The sequence below is a fragment of the Rhodoplanes roseus genome, assembly GCF_003258865.1.
GTDB classification, from domain to species: Bacteria; Pseudomonadota; Alphaproteobacteria; order Rhizobiales; family Xanthobacteraceae; genus Rhodoplanes; species Rhodoplanes roseus.
The window spans coordinates 15,050-29,729 of sequence record NZ_NPEX01000052.1; the positions used below are offsets into that span (position 1 = coordinate 15,050).

Below are 14,680 nucleotides of genomic sequence, written 5' to 3' on the forward strand. Positions count from 1 at the left end.
CCGAGGGCCGCGGCGCCGCGGCCTCTTGCGGGGACCCGGCCGGACGGCCATCTCGAAGGCCTCGGGCCCCTGCCGTCGCCGCATCCGCGGCCACGGAGGCCCGCGCCGGGGAGCAGCATGACATACGCGCAGTCCGATCGGACCGGTGACCCGCTCGCCGACCGGCGACAGCCCTTCGACCCCTTCGCGGAGCCGGAGCGATTCGAGGGTGTGCTCCCCCGCCGCGTCATCGCGTTCATGATCGACGTCGTCATCCTGTTCATTCCGGTGGCCGCGTTCGCGATCTTCGTGTTTCTGTTCGGGATCGTGACGCTGGGGCTGGGCTGGGGGCTGTACTGGCTGCTCGGTCCGGCCAGCGTGGTGTGGGCCCTCGTATACTACGGAACCACCCTGGGCGGGCCCGAATCCGCCACGCTGGGCATGCGCATGGTGGACCTGCAGATGCGGACGGCCCACGGGGCACCGTCCTATTTCGTGCTGGGCGCCGTCCACGCGGTGGTGTTCTGGGTCTCGGTCTCGGCCCTGTCCCCGCTCGTGCTGCTGGTGTGTTTTTTCAATCACCGCAAGCGCCTGCTCCATGATATCCTGCTCGGCACGGTGGTGATCAACAACGAGCAGCGTGCCCGTCGCCTGCGTGCGGCCGGGTTCGGCTATTGAACGCCAGGCGATTGAACGCGATGGGCTTCGGAGTGAGCGCCGGCTGCGGCGCCCCGCGGGGAGTGCGGGAACCGACGGGACGACCAGAGCGGACGGAGCGGCGCGATCCGCCCTCCGGCGCGGGGTGGGCCTCGTGACCCAGCATTCCCGCGACACGCCGCAATTCTACCTCACGGCGCCGTCGCCCTGCCCGTATCTTCCGGGCCGCGAGGAACGCAAGGTCTTCACCCATCTGGTCGGCGAGCGCGCCGGCGACCTCAACAACCTGCTGACCCATGGGGGCTTCCGCCGAAGCCAGTCGATCGCCTACCGGCCGGCCTGCGAGGGCTGCCGCGGCTGCGTCTCGGTGCGGGTCGTGGTCGACGACTTCCAGCCGACCCGCAACATGCGCCGCGTGCTCGAGCGCAGCCAGGACATCGCCGGCGAGATGCGGGTCGCGGTGCCGACCTCCGAGCAGTACGGCGTGTTCCGGGCCTATCTGGACGCCCGCCACCACGACGGCGGGATGGCCGACATGACGGTGCTGGACTACGCGATGATGATCGAGGACAGCCACGTCGACACGCGGCTGGTGGAGTATCGCCGGCGCGGCGGCGAGGGCGGCTTCGGCCGCCGCGGCGAGCTTCTCGCCGTCAGCCTGACCGACGTCCTCAAGGACGGGCTGTCGATGGTCTACTCGTTCTTCGAGCCCGAGGAGAGCCACCGCTCGCTCGGCACCGTGATGATCCTCGACCACATCGCCCGCGCCCGCGCCATGGGCCTCTCCTACGTCTATCTCGGCTACTGGGTGAGCGGCTCGCGCAAGATGGACTACAAGGCCCGCTTCCTGCCCCAGGAACGCCTCGGCCCCGAGGGCTGGGACCGCGTCGAGCGCTGAAAGCCGTTTCGGCTTTTCCTCTCTCCTATCGCAAGCCGAAGCCGACGGGGCCGCGCTGCATCGGCGCGCCGGTCGGGCCGCCGCGCATCACGGGACCGCTGCTGCCGCGCACCGGACCCGTCGGGGTGCCGCGCATGCCGCCGCTCGGGCCGACCGGCCCGTGCGAGTGGCCGCCCGGTCGAACCACCGGACCGCCCCCGTAAGGCCGCGGTCCGATCGGGCCGATCGGGATGCCGATCACGCCGATCGAGACGGGAGGACCGGACGAGGGCGGCGGCGGGGGTGGCGGCGGTCCGTCGTCGCGCACCGCGGTCCGCCGGCCCTTCTTGCTCGGCTTCTCGGTCTTCTCGGGTTTCTCGCTTCTGTCGGCCCGCCGCTTGGTCGGCTGCACGGCCGGCACCGGCGCGGGCGGACACACCGGGCCGACCGCGACCGGCGTCGCGATGGCGATCTGCCGGTTGGCGGCCCGGCCGAGCAGCCGCTGGGCGGTGCCGAACAGGTCCGTGCCCGGATACTGGGCTATGAACAGCTCGTAGGACCCCGGCGTGTTGACGGTCACGGCCGTGTACCAGGCGATCATCACCTTGCGGCGCTCGACGATCTCGCGCACCCGCGTCTGGTACGGCGCCGCCGAGAAGAGCTGCAGATAGGCCTGGTAGGCCTCCAGCGTGTCGTCGCGGACCACCAGCTCGTAGGCCTCGAACTGCGACTTGGTGCGCAGCTCGCTACGCCACGAGTCGACCGAGCGCCCTGCCCCGCGCGGCGAGATCGCCGCGACCTGCTGGCCGGCCGGGCCGGCGCCGGGCTTGCCGGTGCCCGCCGCTCCGGTCGGCGGCTTGGTGTCGGTCGCAGCGACCACCGGCGCGGAGGTCGCGACCACCGGGGCGGAGGTCGCCACGCCCGGGAAGAAGGCGAAATCCGCGGTGAGCGACGAGCTCTCCCACGGGGTCTGGCGGCCGGCGGTCGCCTGGTGCACGGCGTAGCGCACCCGCTTGAACGCCTGCTCGATCGGCACGCCCGGATCCTTGGCGACGGTGAGGAACGCACCCGTGTAGGGGCTGTTGGCGCCGCTGCCGTCCTCGGCCTCGGAGCCGGGCGAGGTCGAGTAGGAGACGATCGAGCCGGCCGGCGCATCGACGATGGCCAGCCCTCGCCCGACCACCTTGTTGATCTCGGAGAACGGATTGTTGCGGCAGGCGTCGAGGATGACGATGCGGGTCTTGCTCGGCACCGCGGCGAGCGCGTTCATCACGTCGGTGAGCCGCACGGTCTGCAGCGGCACGTCGGCCTCGCGCGAGATGCGCGCGTCGACCGGCACCAGGAAGTTCTCGCCGTCGACCTGCAGGCCGTGGCCCGCATAGAACACCAGCGAGACGGTGTCGGCCCCCTTCTCGGCGACCTTGGCGGCGAAGTCGCCGACGGCCCGCCGCATCTCGGCCTGGCCGAGATCGGGCGCCGTCGTCACCTCGAAGCCGGCGGCGGCGAGAAGCTCGGCCATCGCCTTGGCGTCGTTCGCCGGATTGGGGAGTTCCGTCACGGCCTGATAGGCCGAATTTCCGATCACCAGAGCCATCCGGGGCTCGGCTGTCGCGGGGCTCAGGGCGGCGAATGCGCCCAGCGCCGTGATCGCGACCGTCAGCTTCCGCCACGCCATGACGCACCTCGCAGGAGTTGATGGTGTCTTGTCGGGCAAACGGCACGTCCGGTTCGAACCGTCGCGGTGGAAAGCGGCACACGGATTGATGACGGTCAAGAAATCCGCACTTTCGTGCCGCACCTGAGGGGCGACCCCGTCCTGGAGACTCCCTTCGATGTTCCGTGCATGTCCGCGGCCTGCGGCGTTCCGGCGATCCGCCGCGCCCGCACAGCTCCGATATTCCCGTCTCGCACCTGCCGCAGCAATGCTTGCCGCGGCGCTGCTGGCCGCGACGCCGTCCCGCGCCGAGGATGCGCCGCCGCCGAAGATCCAGACGAACCAGAGCTATATCGAAGGACTGCAGCGGCGAACCACGCTCGCGATCGACAACCCGATCGGCGTCTTCGCGGCGGTGTTCGGCCAGCTTCCCGACCGGGTGAAGGTCTACCCCACCGAGAACTACTACTACTTCACCTTCGTCCACGACGGCGCGCCCTACAACGGCAACATCCGGCTCGACGCCAGCGACCGCGACAAGGGCCGACTGCATTTCGCCTACTCCGAGGATCTGGCCGACTGGCGCGAGGAGACCGACGTCGTCCACGTGGCGCTCGACACCACCAACGACGTGCAGGTCGAGAAGGTGGAGCGCTTCCTCTACCGCGTCACGTTCCGCGACAAGAGCGTGCTGTTCGAGCTCAACGATCTCACCGCCGTGAAGCCGCCCGACGGCGTGCTCGGGCCGGACGAAAAGTTCGTCGGGCCGATCTTCGACGAGTCGGGCCTGCGCTTCTTCCTGGTGTTCAACAGCCGGCTGAAGCTCTTCCACTACATCCTGGACGAGACCGCGCCGGTGCCGGAGCAGTTCGTGCCGGCCAAGTCGGGCCGCATCGTGGTCGGCAAGCGGACCGGCTACGGCTTCTTCGTCGACGACCGGCGGCAGCGCAAGATCCTGGTCGGCGTCGCCTTCGCCAACTCGCGGGTGAACAACTATTTCGACGGGCCGTTCGACCAGCTCCCCGACAACTTCATCACGGACGACAGCTTCCGCGACATGATCCTGTCGGTCGCGCCGGAGCTGAAGGGCAAGATCGACCGCTACGGCGGCTGGAGCGAGGGCGCGCAGCGCTTCATGATCGCCCCCTACTACTATTATCAGCGCGACAGCGAGCTCGCCGTGTTCGACCGCTGCGCCACCGACAAGCGCGTGCCGGAGGCGAACCACGCGGCCTGCTTCGTCGTCGACGACGAGAGCCAGCAGAACTTCTCCCCGGTCCCCCGCGCCATCAAGGAGCTGCGCGGCAAGGGACGGAAGAAGCGTTAGCTCCCACGGCCTGGGCCTTTTTCCGCCTCACCCTGAGGAGCTCGCGAAGCGAGCGTCTCGAAGGGCGAGGCGGCCACTGCCGTGGCCACGTGGTTCGAGACGCGCTCCTGCGGAGCGCTCCTCACCATGAGGGACAAACCTGTGCAATGCGGCCCGCTGATGAAAAAAGCCGGCCCGCTGGCGCGGACCGGCCCAGCCGCCTCGCAGGAGCGGCGATCCCAGCGCTAGCCGCTCAGCAGCGGCCCCAGACGCTGCGGCCGCGCCAGTGGCAGCGCGGGCGGCTGCCCCAGCGCCAATGGCTGCGGTTCGGGCCGTGGACATAGCCGCGGCTGCCCCAGCGCCAGTGGCTGCGATTGGGGCCGTGCCACTGGACCTGCGTCACGTCGACGGCGGCGTCGACACCCAGAAGCCCGGACCCGTTGATGGGGGCGGCCGACACGCTCGTGCCGGAGAGGCCCAGTCCCGCGGCCAGGACGGCCGCCACGATCAGTCCACGCATCTCGTTCTCCTCTTCGACCGTCCGGCTCGCTCCGGGCCCGCCTGGGCCGCGGGGAACGGCGATCTGTCCATGGGGAAAAGCCTAGCGTCGAATTCAGCGCTCAATCCGGGGTCGCAGTCCTGGTCGGCGGTCCTCCGTCTCGTTCTTCTTGTCGGACGGCCGAGCTGCCGCCGCCCCCGGATAACGCCCTCGAATCCCAGCAACATTATGGAAACATCGTTCATCCCGGGTTCATCCGGCGGGGCGATGGTACCGTCCACAGCGGAAACGCCGGCGCGGCGATATTGTTCACGCCCCGCCTGCGGGCTATCGAAGCGCCCATGACCAAGACCCTGATTCCCCCCGATCCGTCGGACGTCCACGACGTCGCGCTGCGCGAGGCGCTGGAGGAGCGCTACCTCGCCTATGCGCTCTCGACCATCATGCACCGCGCCCTGCCCGACGCCCGCGACGGCCTCAAGCCGGTGCATCGGCGCCTGCTCTACGCGATGCGCGAGCTGCGCCTCGACCCCGGCGCCGCGTTCAAGAAGTGCGCCCGCGTGGTCGGCGACGTCATCGGCAAGTACCACCCGCACGGCGACCAGTCCGTCTACGACGCCATGGTGCGGCTCGCGCAGGATTTCGCGCAGCGCTATCCGCTGGTCGACGGCCAGGGCAACTTCGGCAACATCGACGGCGATAACGCCGCGGCGATGCGATACACCGAGGCGCGCCTCACCGAGGTCGCCCGGCTGATGCTGGACGGGCTCGACGAGGATGCCGTCGACTTCCGCCCGACCTACGACGGCTCCGAGCAGGAGCCGATCGTGCTGCCCGGCGCCTTCCCGAACCTGCTCGCCAACGGCGCCCAGGGCATCGCGGTGGGCATGGCGACCTCGATTCCGCCGCACAACGCGGCGGAGCTGTGCGACGCCGCCCTGCACCTGATCGAGCACCCCGACGCCACGACCAAGGCGCTGATGAAGTACGTCCCCGGTCCGGACTTCCCGACCGGCGGCCTGATCATCGACAGCCGCACCACGATCGCCGAGGCCTACGAGACCGGGCGCGGCGGCTTCCGGGTCCGGGCCCGCTGGGAGAAGGAGGACAGCGCCCGCGGCATGTGGGTCGTCGTCATCACCGAGATCCCGTGGCTGGTGCAGAAGTCGCGCCTGGTCGAGCGCATCGCCGAGCTTCTCAACGACAAGAAGCTGCCGCTGGTCGGCGACGTGCGCGACGAGTCGGCCGAGGATCTGCGCCTCGTCATCGAGCCGCGGGCCAAGACGGTCGACCCCGAGCTTCTGATGGAGTCGCTGTTCAAGCTGACCGATCTCGAGTCGCGCATCCCGCTCAACATGAACGTGCTGGTGCAGGGCCGCATCCCCAAGGTGATCGGCCTGCGCGACGCCATCCGCGAGTGGCTCGACCACCGCCGCGACGTGCTGCTGCGCCGCTCCAACCACCGGCTCGGCGTCATCGAGCACCGGCTCGAGGTCCTGGGCGCCTACCTGATCGCCTTCCTGAACCTCGACGAGGTGATCCGCATCATCCGCACCGAGGACGAGCCCAAGCCCGTCCTGATGAGGACCTTCAGCCTCACCGACGTGCAGGCGACCGCCATCCTCGACATGCGCCTGCGCAACCTGCGCCGGCTCGAGGAGATGGAGATCCGCGGCGAGGACAAGGCGCTGCGGGCCGAGCAGCGCGAGCTGAAGGCCCTGGTCGGCTCCGAGGCCAAGCAGTGGGCCCGCATCGCCGAGCAGATCAGGGAGGTGCGCACCACCTTCGGGCCGAAGACCAAGCTCGGCAAGCGCCGCACCGGCTTCGCCGAGGCGCCGACCCACGACGAGGCCGCCATCGAGGAGGCCATGGTGATCCGCGAGCCGATCACCGTGGTGGTCTCCGACAAGGGCTGGATCCGCGCCCTCAAGGGCACCGTGACGGATCTGTCCGGCGTGCAGTTCAAGTCGGACGACAAGCTCAAGTTCGCTTTCCCGGCGGAGAACACCTCGAAGCTCCTGGTGCTCGCCACCAACGGCCGGTTCTACACGCTGGAGGCCGGCAAGCTGCCGGGCGGCCGCGGCCACGGCGAGCCGGTGCGGCTCTACATCGACATGGAGCAGGAGGCCGATCTCGTCGCCGTCTTCCCGTTCGTCGGCGGGCGCAAGTTCCTGGTGGCGAGCCGCAGCGGCCACGGCTTCGTGGTCGGCGAGGACGAGTGCGTCGCAAACACCCGGCGCGGCAAGCAGGTTCTCAATGTCGACCTGCCCGACGAGGCCCGCGTGGTGGCGACCGTGACGGGCGACCAGGTCGCCGTCATCGGCGAGAACCGCAAGCTCCTGGTGTTCCCGCTCGACCAGATCCCGGAGATGAACCGCGGCCGCGGGGTGCGCCTGCAGCGCTACAAGGACGGCGGCCTCACCGACGTGAAGACCTTCGTGGGCGCCGAGGGACTGACCTGGACCGACTCGGCAGGCCGCGTGTTCACGCTGAGCCTGAAGGAGCTCGCCGACTGGCGCGGCAACCGCGCCGACGCCGGCCGCCTGCCCCCGAAGGGCTTCCCACGCAGCGGCAAGTTCGAGAACGGGATCTGATACTGGTTCCGGGTCATCCGTTCGCCGTCATTCCGGGGCGCGGCGAAGCCGCGAGCGCGGAATTCAGCGACAATCTCGGAGGTCTCGGCTGGATTCCGGGTTCGGCGCTGCGCGCCGCCCCGGAATGACCCCCGAGCTGATCAGCCGAATGCGGTATGAGCCTGGTCTCGAATGATGGGCTCGCCTCACCGGCGGGGCAGGCGCCACTTTCCGCTCGCCTTGCGGCAGAGGGGCGCCGCAGTACCGATGCGCCGGGACGGCTCGCACGAGATGAGATCGTACGCGCACGCGAAGGCACCGCAGGAGATGCCGTCCATAAGCAGAAGGCCCGCCACGGTGAGCCGTGACGGGCCTGTCATCGTCGGCCGCAGCGGGAGCGGATCATCTCCGGCTCGCGGCAATTCAGTACGGCAGAGCGCTACGCCCGGGCGATGCGCCATGCGTTCCGCAGGGCGTCGACACGCGCGAGCGGATACCGGCGATAGATGCCGTAATGCATGACAAAACGTCGAACGAATGCGTTCATGGTGACCCTCTGACGTTTCTATCCCACCGACAACACTCTGGAGGCCGGATTGTTCCTTCGGCTCTCCGCAATTCGGCCAGGATATGGCCAAACCGGGCCAGGGCTCCAGTGGTATCACACTATTGTTAAAATCTTTTGACGCTGCACTGCAGTATTGCTGCGGCGACCGCGAATAAAGCCTTCCGGTATTGGCGGACGGCGAGAATAGCTCGGCGACGAACCGCGCTCAGGCGCTCGCGATGCAGCACGTCGGGGCCTGGGCCCGGGTCACCGCGGCCAGGAAGGCGGCCCGGGCATCCGGCAGCGGCGTGCCGCGCGGCTCGAACACGTGCCGCGCCAGGAAGAAGCCGGTCATCCGGAAGGCCTCCGTCAGCTCCTCGGCCGTCGCTTCGTCGTGGTCGGCCGCGAGAAAGGCGGGCAGCGGCAGCAGCCGGTCGTGCCACGGCACACCGACGCTTTTCGACACCGCCCGGCCCGACTTCGGCGAGACATAGACGAGGTCCGTATCCGAGCCCGTCACGGCGCAGCTGTCGAGATCGAGGCCGAAGCCGAGCTCGGTGAGAAGCTGCAGCTCGAAGCGCACCACCAGGGCGCCGGCCAGCGCCGGCTCGCCGATGCGGTCGAGAATCAGCTCCAGCGCGTCGTGGACGATCGGATGCGGGTCGCGCTCCGGCAGCAGCCGCGCCAGGGCGGCGAGATGGACGACGCCGTAGAGCGCGTGCGGATGCGCCAGCAGGCTGCCGGCGCGCAGCCGCACGCCTTCGACCGAATAGTTGCCGAGATGCTCGTCGAGCCGCGCCCGCCAGGTCGCGGCGACCCGGTTGCCGGGCTGCAGCACCGCCTGCAGGCGCGGCCCCGCCCCGCCCCGCACCAGCCCGAGATGGCGGCCGCGCTCCCGCGTCATCAGCTCGACGATGGCGCTCGTCTCGCCATGCCGGCGGACGCCGAGCACGATGCCTTCCTCGGACCACTGCATGGAGGAGATGTAGACCGGGATTCGACGAGGTGGAAGGCTCAGCCTCGTGTCCCGGACGCGCTGCGGCGCGGAGCGCTGCTGCGCGAGCCGGGACCCAGGGGCCGCGGGCCGACAAACACGCGGTCGGGGCGGCCCCAAAGGCGACGTCGAGCCGCGCCGCTCCTGGGCCCCGGCTCGGCGGTGCATCAGGCCTGCGGCCCGATGCGCCTTGTCCGGGGCACGTGCCTCGTGGCGGCGGCGCGTCGCGCCCTCACCCCGGCAGCGCGGTCTCGACCAGGCGCACCCAGTAGGAGGTGCCGTACGGGATCACCTCGTCGTTGAAGTTGTAGGCGGGGTTGTGCAGGCCGGCGCTGTCGCCGTTGCCGACGAACACGAAGGCGCCGGGGCGCTTCTGCAGCATGTAGGCGAAGTCCTCGGCGCCCATGAAGGGCGGAATGCCGGTGTCGACATTGTCGGCCCCGGTGACGTCTCCGGCGACGGCGGCGGCGAACTCCGCCTCGCGGCCGTGGTTGACCAGCACCGGATAGCCGCGCCGGTACTCGAACTTCGCCTTCGCGCCGTAGGCCTCGGCGATCGAGGCGATCATTTTGGTCAGCCGCGCCTCGAGAAGGTCGCGGACCTCGGGCGCGAGGCTACGGGCGGTGCCGAGCAGCTTCGCCGTCTGCGGGATGACGTTGTCGGTGGTGCCGGCCTGGAACAGGCAGATCGACACGACGGCGTTCTTCAGCGGGTCGACGTTGCGCGACACGATCGACTGGATCTGGTTGACGATCTGGCAGCCGACCAGGATCGTGTCGATGCCGAGATGCGGCCGCGCCGCGTGGCCGCCGACGCCCTCGATGTCGATGTGCAGCGTGTCCTGGGCCGCCATGATCGGGCCGATGCGGGTGGCGAAGCGGCCGACCGGCTGGCCCGGCCAGTTGTGCATGCCGTACACCTCGTCGATGCCGAAGCGCTCGAACAGGCCGTCCTCGATCATCGCCTTGGCGCCCGCCCCGCCCTCCTCGGCCGGCTGGAAGATCACCACGGCGGTGCCGGCGAAGTTGCGGGTCTCGGCGAGATGGCGGGCGGCGCCCAGCAGCATCGCGGTGTGGCCGTCGTGGCCGCAGGCGTGCATCTTGCCGGGCGTGGTCGACCGGTACGGCAGGTCGTTGATCTCGTCGAGCGGCAGCGCGTCCATGTCGGCGCGCAGCGCGATCGTCTTGCCAGGCGATCCGGCGCGGCCCTTGGCGCCGCGGATCACCCCGACGACGCCGGTGCGGCCGATCCCCGGAACCACCTCGTCGCAGCCGAAGGCCTTCAGCTTGTCGGCCACCACGGCCGAGGTCCGCGGCAGATCGTAGAGGAGCTCCGGATGCGCGTGGAAATCGCGCCGCCACGCGGTGATCTCGGCGTGGAGGTCGGAGATTCGGTTGACGATCGGCATCGCGTCCTCGTTCGGTCGACTGGATTTCGCGGCAGTATCGCGCGGCGGTCGGTCGATTGCCACATACGGCTCGGCGCCCCCGGGTCGCGCCCGATGCATCGACCGCCCGCGACCGGTCCGACTTGCCACGCCCGGGCCGGGTCTTTACACACGGCGGCGCAGGAGCCCGTAGCTCAGTCGGTAGAGCACGTGACTTTTAATCATGGGGTCCCGGGTTCGAGTCCCGGCGGGCTCACCACCCATTGCAGAAGACGCGTACGGTCCGGAACACGCCAATGCCCGACATCACCGCCGCGATCACCGACGAGGACGTCCGCAAGGTCGCCGCCGCCTTGCTGAAGACGGCGATCGAGACCGTCTCGGAAGAGGACGGGGGCGCCGCCAACAAATGCAAGCTGTGCGGGGCGTCGGTCTCGTGGCAGCACCCGGTCGAGGACATCGTGCACGCGCCGGACTGCCCGGTGACGATCGCGCAGCACGTCGTCGCCACCGCCAAGGTGCAGGTGCTGCGCCCGTGAGGCGGGCCCGCCGTCGACGGTCCTGAACCTCGCGGCCTCCTCTATTGATGTACAGGCCCGATGCGACAATGCGCGCGGTTGTGCTGGCGCGTTCGTGAAACCGCGTGACCCGGGTTTGGACTAGCCTGTCCTCTCGAGGGCGGCGCATGCGAAGCGGCCGGAACGAGCCGCGGCCGCCGCCCCCGGAACCGACGTCCCGTGGGGACGTCTCGTGGGAGGACACGCATGTCGACGCTTCACGTCTTCGCAGGCTCCATCGACCACCCCGCCCGCCCGGAAATCCGGCGCATCGGCTTCGCCGATCTCGGCGACGCACTCAAGCGCGGCATCGACGATTTCCGGGCGATGCCGAGCCACGTCATCTTCCTCAGCCTGCTCTACCCGATCGTCGGCCTCGTGCTGGCGCGGCTGAGCTTCGGCTACGACGTCGTCCCGCTGCTGTTCCCGCTGGTGGCCGGCTTCGCGCTGATCGGGCCGTTCGTGGCGCTCGGCCTGTACGAGCTCAGCCGCCGCCGCGAGCAGGGCCTGCCGGTGAGCTGGACCGACGCGTTCGGGGTGTTGCGCAATCCCTCGATCGATTCGATCGCGCTGCTGGGCGGCTTCCTGATGCTGCTGTTCGTCATCTGGCTCGCGGTCGCCGAGAGCCTCTACGAGGGGCTGTTCGGCTACGGCACGCCCGAATCGATCGGCGCCTTCCTGGCGGACGTGTTCGGTACGGCGCACGGGCGGACGCTGCTCGTGGCCGGCAACGCCATCGGCTTCGCCTTCGCCCTCGCCGTGCTGGTGATCAGCGTGGTGTCGTTCCCGATGCTGCTCGACCGCGACGTCGGTGCGGTGCGCGCCATCGAGACCTCGGTGCGGGCCGTGATCCGGAATCCGGTCGCCATCGCGGCGTGGGGCCTGATGGTCGCCGTGGCGCTCGCGGTCGGCTCCCTGCCCTTCTTCATCGGCCTCGCCGTGGTGCTGCCGGTGCTGGCGCACGCCACCTGGCATCTCTACCGCAAGGTCGTGGTCTAGCGGGCACGCCAGCAGGCGCGGCGGCCTCGCCGCGCACAGCAGAAAGACGAACGGACGCGGCGCCGCAGCGCCGCGTCCGAGTGCCGGTCCGCCGCATTCCGCGATTGAAGCCCGTCAGCGATCCGGATCGATCTCGTCCGGCTCGCACGCCCGCAGCGCGCTGAGGATGCTCAGCGTCGTCGCGTTCGGGCAGTAGTTGCGCCAGTCCTGCCAGGCCGGATCGGCGAACTCGTCGGCGAGATCCCGGGCGCAGCGGCCCGGAACCGAGCAGGTGGCGCACAGCCGGCGAAGAATGCCGAAGGCGCGCGGCTCGCTGCAATACAGCTCGTCGGGATCGAGGCGCAGCGCCCGCATGCGCCGGCACAGGAGAAGATCGTCGACCGCGCTGCTCGCCGGATCGAGGCCGAAGTCGACATCGGCATCGATGTCCAGATCGCCGTCCGGCCGGGCCTCGCCGACCGCCTCGTCTCGCGCGAGCGCCCGCTCCGTCGCCGCGCAGTACCCTCGGCCGCCCCGCATCCTGAGAATGGTGGCGAGCTCACCCCAGGACGGATGTGGAGGAGTCATTCGGTTCCTCCTCGTGAAAAGTCCAGAACCCTTCGTGCACGCGCAAGTATACACGGATGATTTTGCGCCGCTAATTCAATCCCCTCATGCGACTGCCGGGCGCCGTTATACGTGGCTCGCGGTGCTAAGCCCCCGGGCGTGGTGAAGGGCGTGGAACACCTCGCGCGATCACGCGGCACCTCGCGCGATCACGCGGAAGTCGCGGCGGCGGCTTTCGGCGCGTCGGGCTTGGGCAGGCGCGACGGCACCTTCACCCAGGCGTCGCCATCGAGCACGACCTCGCCCGCGACCGTGCAGCTGCAGGCGATTCGCGCGCGAAACTTCTCCGGCATCAGCTCGGCGATCTCCAGCCGGACATGCACGACGTCGCCGATCTTCACCGGGCCGCGGAAATTCAGGGTCTGCGAGAAATAGATCACGCCCGGCCCCGGCAGCCGCATGCCGAGCACGGCCGAGATCAGGCTGGCCGTGAAGATGCCGTGCGCGATGCGCGACTTGAACAAGGTGCCGGCCGCGTACTCGTCGGAGAGATGGATCGGATTGTGGTCGCCGCTCACATCGGCGAAGGCGCGGACGGCCGCGTCCGTGACGGTGCGCTCCAGCGTCTCGCTCATCCCGATGGCGAGATCCTCGAAATAGAGGCTGCGCGGCTCAAGAACGGTGTCGGTCATGATCACACTCTCGGTTGCCGTTGCTGCAATGCGTGACGCCCGAGAGAGCATCACGGGATGTGAGCCGTGACAAGCGGCAGCCGGTGGTAGTGCGGGGATCGCGGATCGACGCGCCGCGCGCCGACGCAAAACGGGCCGCCCGAGGGGCGGCCCGCTTGGCTTCAGGTGTCGACAGGTCGGCCCGACGCGATCAGCGCGGGATCGGCCGGCCGGGCGGCGGGCCGGGGCGCGGACCCGGACGGAACCCGGGGCCCGGCCCGTAACCCGGACGCGGCGGGCCGTAGACGCGGGGCGGGCCATAGACTCGCGGGGGACCGTAGACGCGCGGCGGCGGCGCGGCGTAGCGCCAGCCCTGCCAGCCCATCGGGCCACCCCAGCCGAAGCCCTGCCGCCACGAGAAGCCGCAGCGGTACCAGCCCGGTCCACGCCAGCCGTCCGGATACCAGCAGTAGCGATTGCCGCCCCAATAGTATTGGACGGTCTCGCCGATAGCGGCGGCATCGGCCGCGGCCCCCAGCCCACCGGCCGCCCCGATCGGAGCGGCCTTCAAGGAGGGGCTGGCCGTGATCGCGGCGACGGCCGCCGCGAAGGCAATCAAGCGACGATTCATTCCTGTCCTCCGGTGAGACCGGGCGCAACCGACCGGCCATTCGTGATTCTCGGGCATGTCGCGAGGCAGAGTGGCGCCCCGGTCGACCGGGCGCAACCGGTTGCACGATGCCGCTGCGGCCGGGCCCGTCGGCGACGGCCCCGGCCCGGGCGGATCTGGTTGTCGAAGACGTTCATCGTCCCTCGCACCGCCGAAGAGTCCGGCGAATGCACATCCCCGTGGGTTTGTCGGCGCACCGCGGGAGCGGGTTCAAAGCCCCTGACCGCAGCGATCCGAATGTGCATTCGTGAGGCAGTCCGCAGCCCTGCCCGCTCTCGCGCCACCCGCGGACCGGACGGGCCCGCCGGATCTGATCAGCAGGAAGGCAGCGCTGCCGACGGCCGGCAGGATTGCACCTCTATTGTGCACCTGCTGCTCGCCAATGCAGCAGATGAATAGCTGCACCGCAAAAATGAGGTCTTCTCCTACGGATTCAGCAACTTATTTATGCAACAAGAAGATCGCGTGGGCACCGGCTCGCGCGTGGAATACGGGGGTTATCATGTATCTCTTCTCCAGCCTGGTCCGGATGCTCCGGGTGTGGCGCAAGTACAACGAGAGCCTGCGCGAGCTGAGCCGTCTGGGCGACCGCGAGCTGGCCGACATCGGAATCATGCGCGCCGACATCCAGCAGATCGCCTGGGACGCCGCCCGGGCCGATTGATCCCGGCGGACCGCATGGTCCGTCCGCCGGCGCGAGCCATCGACGCCGGACGTCGAACCGCTGCACCGAAAAGTCGCCCGCCCCCCAAGGCGGGCGCTTT

Annotated in this window: 14 protein-coding genes and 1 tRNA gene; 8 read left to right on the forward strand and 7 right to left on the reverse strand. The window is 69.6% G+C overall.

Annotated features, from left to right (window positions below; translation table 11 throughout):
• Window positions 1-117: 117 nt before the first annotated feature.
• Together CH341_RS10150 and CH341_RS10155 are read left to right on the forward strand one after the other, a co-directional pair.
• Entirely contained in the window at window positions 118-657 is a 540-nt protein-coding gene (locus CH341_RS10150) for an RDD family protein (RefSeq protein ID WP_111418917.1), read from the forward strand.
• Window positions 658-790: 133 nt separating this feature from the next.
• Window positions 791-1,534, forward strand: a complete 744-nt coding sequence (locus CH341_RS10155; RefSeq protein WP_111418933.1) for an arginyltransferase — start codon at window positions 791-793, stop codon at window positions 1,532-1,534.
• Between the two features lie 25 nt (window positions 1,535-1,559).
• On the opposite strand, the gene CH341_RS10160 is transcribed toward CH341_RS10155, so the two are convergent.
• The gene (locus tag CH341_RS10160; RefSeq protein ID WP_111418918.1) at window positions 1,560-3,188 is read right to left on the reverse strand and encodes a caspase family protein; all 1,629 of its coding nucleotides are present in this window, start codon (window positions 3,186-3,188) and stop codon (window positions 1,560-1,562) included.
• Between the two features lie 247 nt (window positions 3,189-3,435).
• Here CH341_RS10160 and CH341_RS10165 point away from each other — a divergent pair, with 247 nt between their 5' ends.
• Window positions 3,436-4,494: a hypothetical protein gene (locus CH341_RS10165; protein WP_111418919.1), complete on the forward strand. Its 1,059-nt coding sequence runs from the start codon at window positions 3,436-3,438 to the stop codon at window positions 4,492-4,494.
• A gap of 232 nt (window positions 4,495-4,726) precedes the next feature.
• Here CH341_RS10165 and CH341_RS10170 read toward each other — a convergent pair whose 3' ends face one another.
• Window positions 4,727-4,993, reverse strand: coding sequence for a hypothetical protein (locus tag CH341_RS10170; protein ID WP_111418920.1), 267 nt, complete (start codon window positions 4,991-4,993; stop codon window positions 4,727-4,729).
• A gap of 320 nt (window positions 4,994-5,313) precedes the next feature.
• Here CH341_RS10170 and parC point away from each other — a divergent pair, with 320 nt between their 5' ends.
• Window positions 5,314-7,566: a DNA topoisomerase IV subunit A gene (gene parC, locus CH341_RS10175; RefSeq protein WP_111418921.1), complete on the forward strand. Its 2,253-nt coding sequence runs from the start codon at window positions 5,314-5,316 to the stop codon at window positions 7,564-7,566.
• 752 nt (window positions 7,567-8,318) lie between these two features.
• Here parC and recO read toward each other — a convergent pair.
• Window positions 8,319-9,068, reverse strand: a complete 750-nt coding sequence (gene recO / locus CH341_RS10180) for a DNA repair protein RecO (RefSeq protein WP_111418922.1) — start codon at window positions 9,066-9,068, stop codon at window positions 8,319-8,321.
• 250 nt (window positions 9,069-9,318) lie between these two features.
• Window positions 9,319-10,494 carry a M20 aminoacylase family protein gene (locus tag CH341_RS10185; RefSeq protein WP_111418923.1) on the reverse strand — a complete coding sequence of 392 codons (1,176 nt, stop codon included), beginning with the start codon at window positions 10,492-10,494 and terminating at the stop codon, window positions 9,319-9,321.
• Window positions 10,495-10,656: 162 nt separating this feature from the next.
• Here CH341_RS10185 and CH341_RS10190 point away from each other — a divergent pair.
• The 3 genes from CH341_RS10190 to CH341_RS10200 all read left to right on the forward strand — a co-directional run bounded on the left by CH341_RS10190 (window position 10,657) and on the right by CH341_RS10200 (window position 12,029).
• A tRNA-Lys gene (locus tag CH341_RS10190) sits at window positions 10,657-10,732 on the forward strand.
• 37 nt (window positions 10,733-10,769) lie between these two features.
• Entirely contained in the window at window positions 10,770-11,012 is a 243-nt protein-coding gene (locus CH341_RS10195; protein WP_245430980.1) for a DUF3222 family protein, read from the forward strand.
• Between the two features lie 225 nt (window positions 11,013-11,237).
• The gene (locus CH341_RS10200; protein ID WP_111418924.1) at window positions 11,238-12,029 is read left to right on the forward strand and encodes a DUF2189 domain-containing protein; all 792 of its coding nucleotides are present in this window, start codon (window positions 11,238-11,240) and stop codon (window positions 12,027-12,029) included.
• A gap of 114 nt (window positions 12,030-12,143) precedes the next feature.
• Here CH341_RS10200 and CH341_RS10205 read toward each other — a convergent pair whose 3' ends face one another.
• The 3 genes from CH341_RS10205 to CH341_RS10215 all read right to left on the reverse strand — a co-directional run bounded on the left by CH341_RS10205 (window position 12,144) and on the right by CH341_RS10215 (window position 13,877).
• A complete protein-coding gene (locus CH341_RS10205; RefSeq protein ID WP_146604430.1) occupies window positions 12,144-12,596 on the reverse strand; it encodes a hypothetical protein in 453 nt (150 codons plus the stop codon).
• A 188-nt stretch (window positions 12,597-12,784) separates the two neighbouring features.
• A complete protein-coding gene (locus CH341_RS10210) occupies window positions 12,785-13,267 on the reverse strand; it encodes a MaoC family dehydratase (RefSeq protein WP_111418926.1) in 483 nt (160 codons plus the stop codon).
• A 190-nt stretch (window positions 13,268-13,457) separates the two neighbouring features.
• Complete coding sequence (locus CH341_RS10215; protein ID WP_111418927.1) at window positions 13,458-13,877, reverse strand: hypothetical protein; 420 nt, start codon at window positions 13,875-13,877, stop codon at window positions 13,458-13,460.
• A 541-nt stretch (window positions 13,878-14,418) separates the two neighbouring features.
• Here CH341_RS10215 and CH341_RS10220 point away from each other — a divergent pair.
• Window positions 14,419-14,580, forward strand: a complete 162-nt coding sequence (locus CH341_RS10220; RefSeq protein WP_111418928.1) for a DUF1127 domain-containing protein — start codon at window positions 14,419-14,421, stop codon at window positions 14,578-14,580.
• Window positions 14,581-14,680 lie beyond the last annotated feature (100 nt).

Bases quoted from the DNA above. Each gene is read 5' to 3' on its own strand.
- CH341_RS10205 (WP_146604430.1), bottom strand. From the start codon at position 12,596: ATGACTCCTCCACATCCGTCCTGGGGTGAGCTCGCCACCATTCTCAGG.
- CH341_RS10195 (WP_245430980.1), top strand. From the start codon at position 10,770: ATGCCCGACATCACCGCCGCGATCACCGACGAGGACGTCCGCAAGGTC.
- CH341_RS10215 (WP_111418927.1), bottom strand. From the start codon at position 13,877: ATGAATCGTCGCTTGATTGCCTTCGCGGCGGCCGTCGCCGCGATCACG.
- recO (WP_111418922.1), bottom strand. From the start codon at position 9,068: ATGCAGTGGTCCGAGGAAGGCATCGTGCTCGGCGTCCGCCGGCATGGC.
- CH341_RS10150 (WP_111418917.1), top strand. From the start codon at position 118: ATGACATACGCGCAGTCCGATCGGACCGGTGACCCGCTCGCCGACCGG.
- CH341_RS10170 (WP_111418920.1), bottom strand. From the start codon at position 4,993: ATGCGTGGACTGATCGTGGCGGCCGTCCTGGCCGCGGGACTGGGCCTC.
- parC (WP_111418921.1), top strand. From the start codon at position 5,314: ATGACCAAGACCCTGATTCCCCCCGATCCGTCGGACGTCCACGACGTC.
- CH341_RS10165 (WP_111418919.1), top strand. From the start codon at position 3,436: ATGCTTGCCGCGGCGCTGCTGGCCGCGACGCCGTCCCGCGCCGAGGAT.
- CH341_RS10185 (WP_111418923.1), bottom strand. From the start codon at position 10,494: ATGCCGATCGTCAACCGAATCTCCGACCTCCACGCCGAGATCACCGCG.
- CH341_RS10210 (WP_111418926.1), bottom strand. From the start codon at position 13,267: ATGACCGACACCGTTCTTGAGCCGCGCAGCCTCTATTTCGAGGATCTC.
- CH341_RS10160 (WP_111418918.1), bottom strand. From the start codon at position 3,188: ATGGCGTGGCGGAAGCTGACGGTCGCGATCACGGCGCTGGGCGCATTC.
- CH341_RS10220 (WP_111418928.1), top strand. From the start codon at position 14,419: ATGTATCTCTTCTCCAGCCTGGTCCGGATGCTCCGGGTGTGGCGCAAG.
- CH341_RS10200 (WP_111418924.1), top strand. From the start codon at position 11,238: ATGTCGACGCTTCACGTCTTCGCAGGCTCCATCGACCACCCCGCCCGC.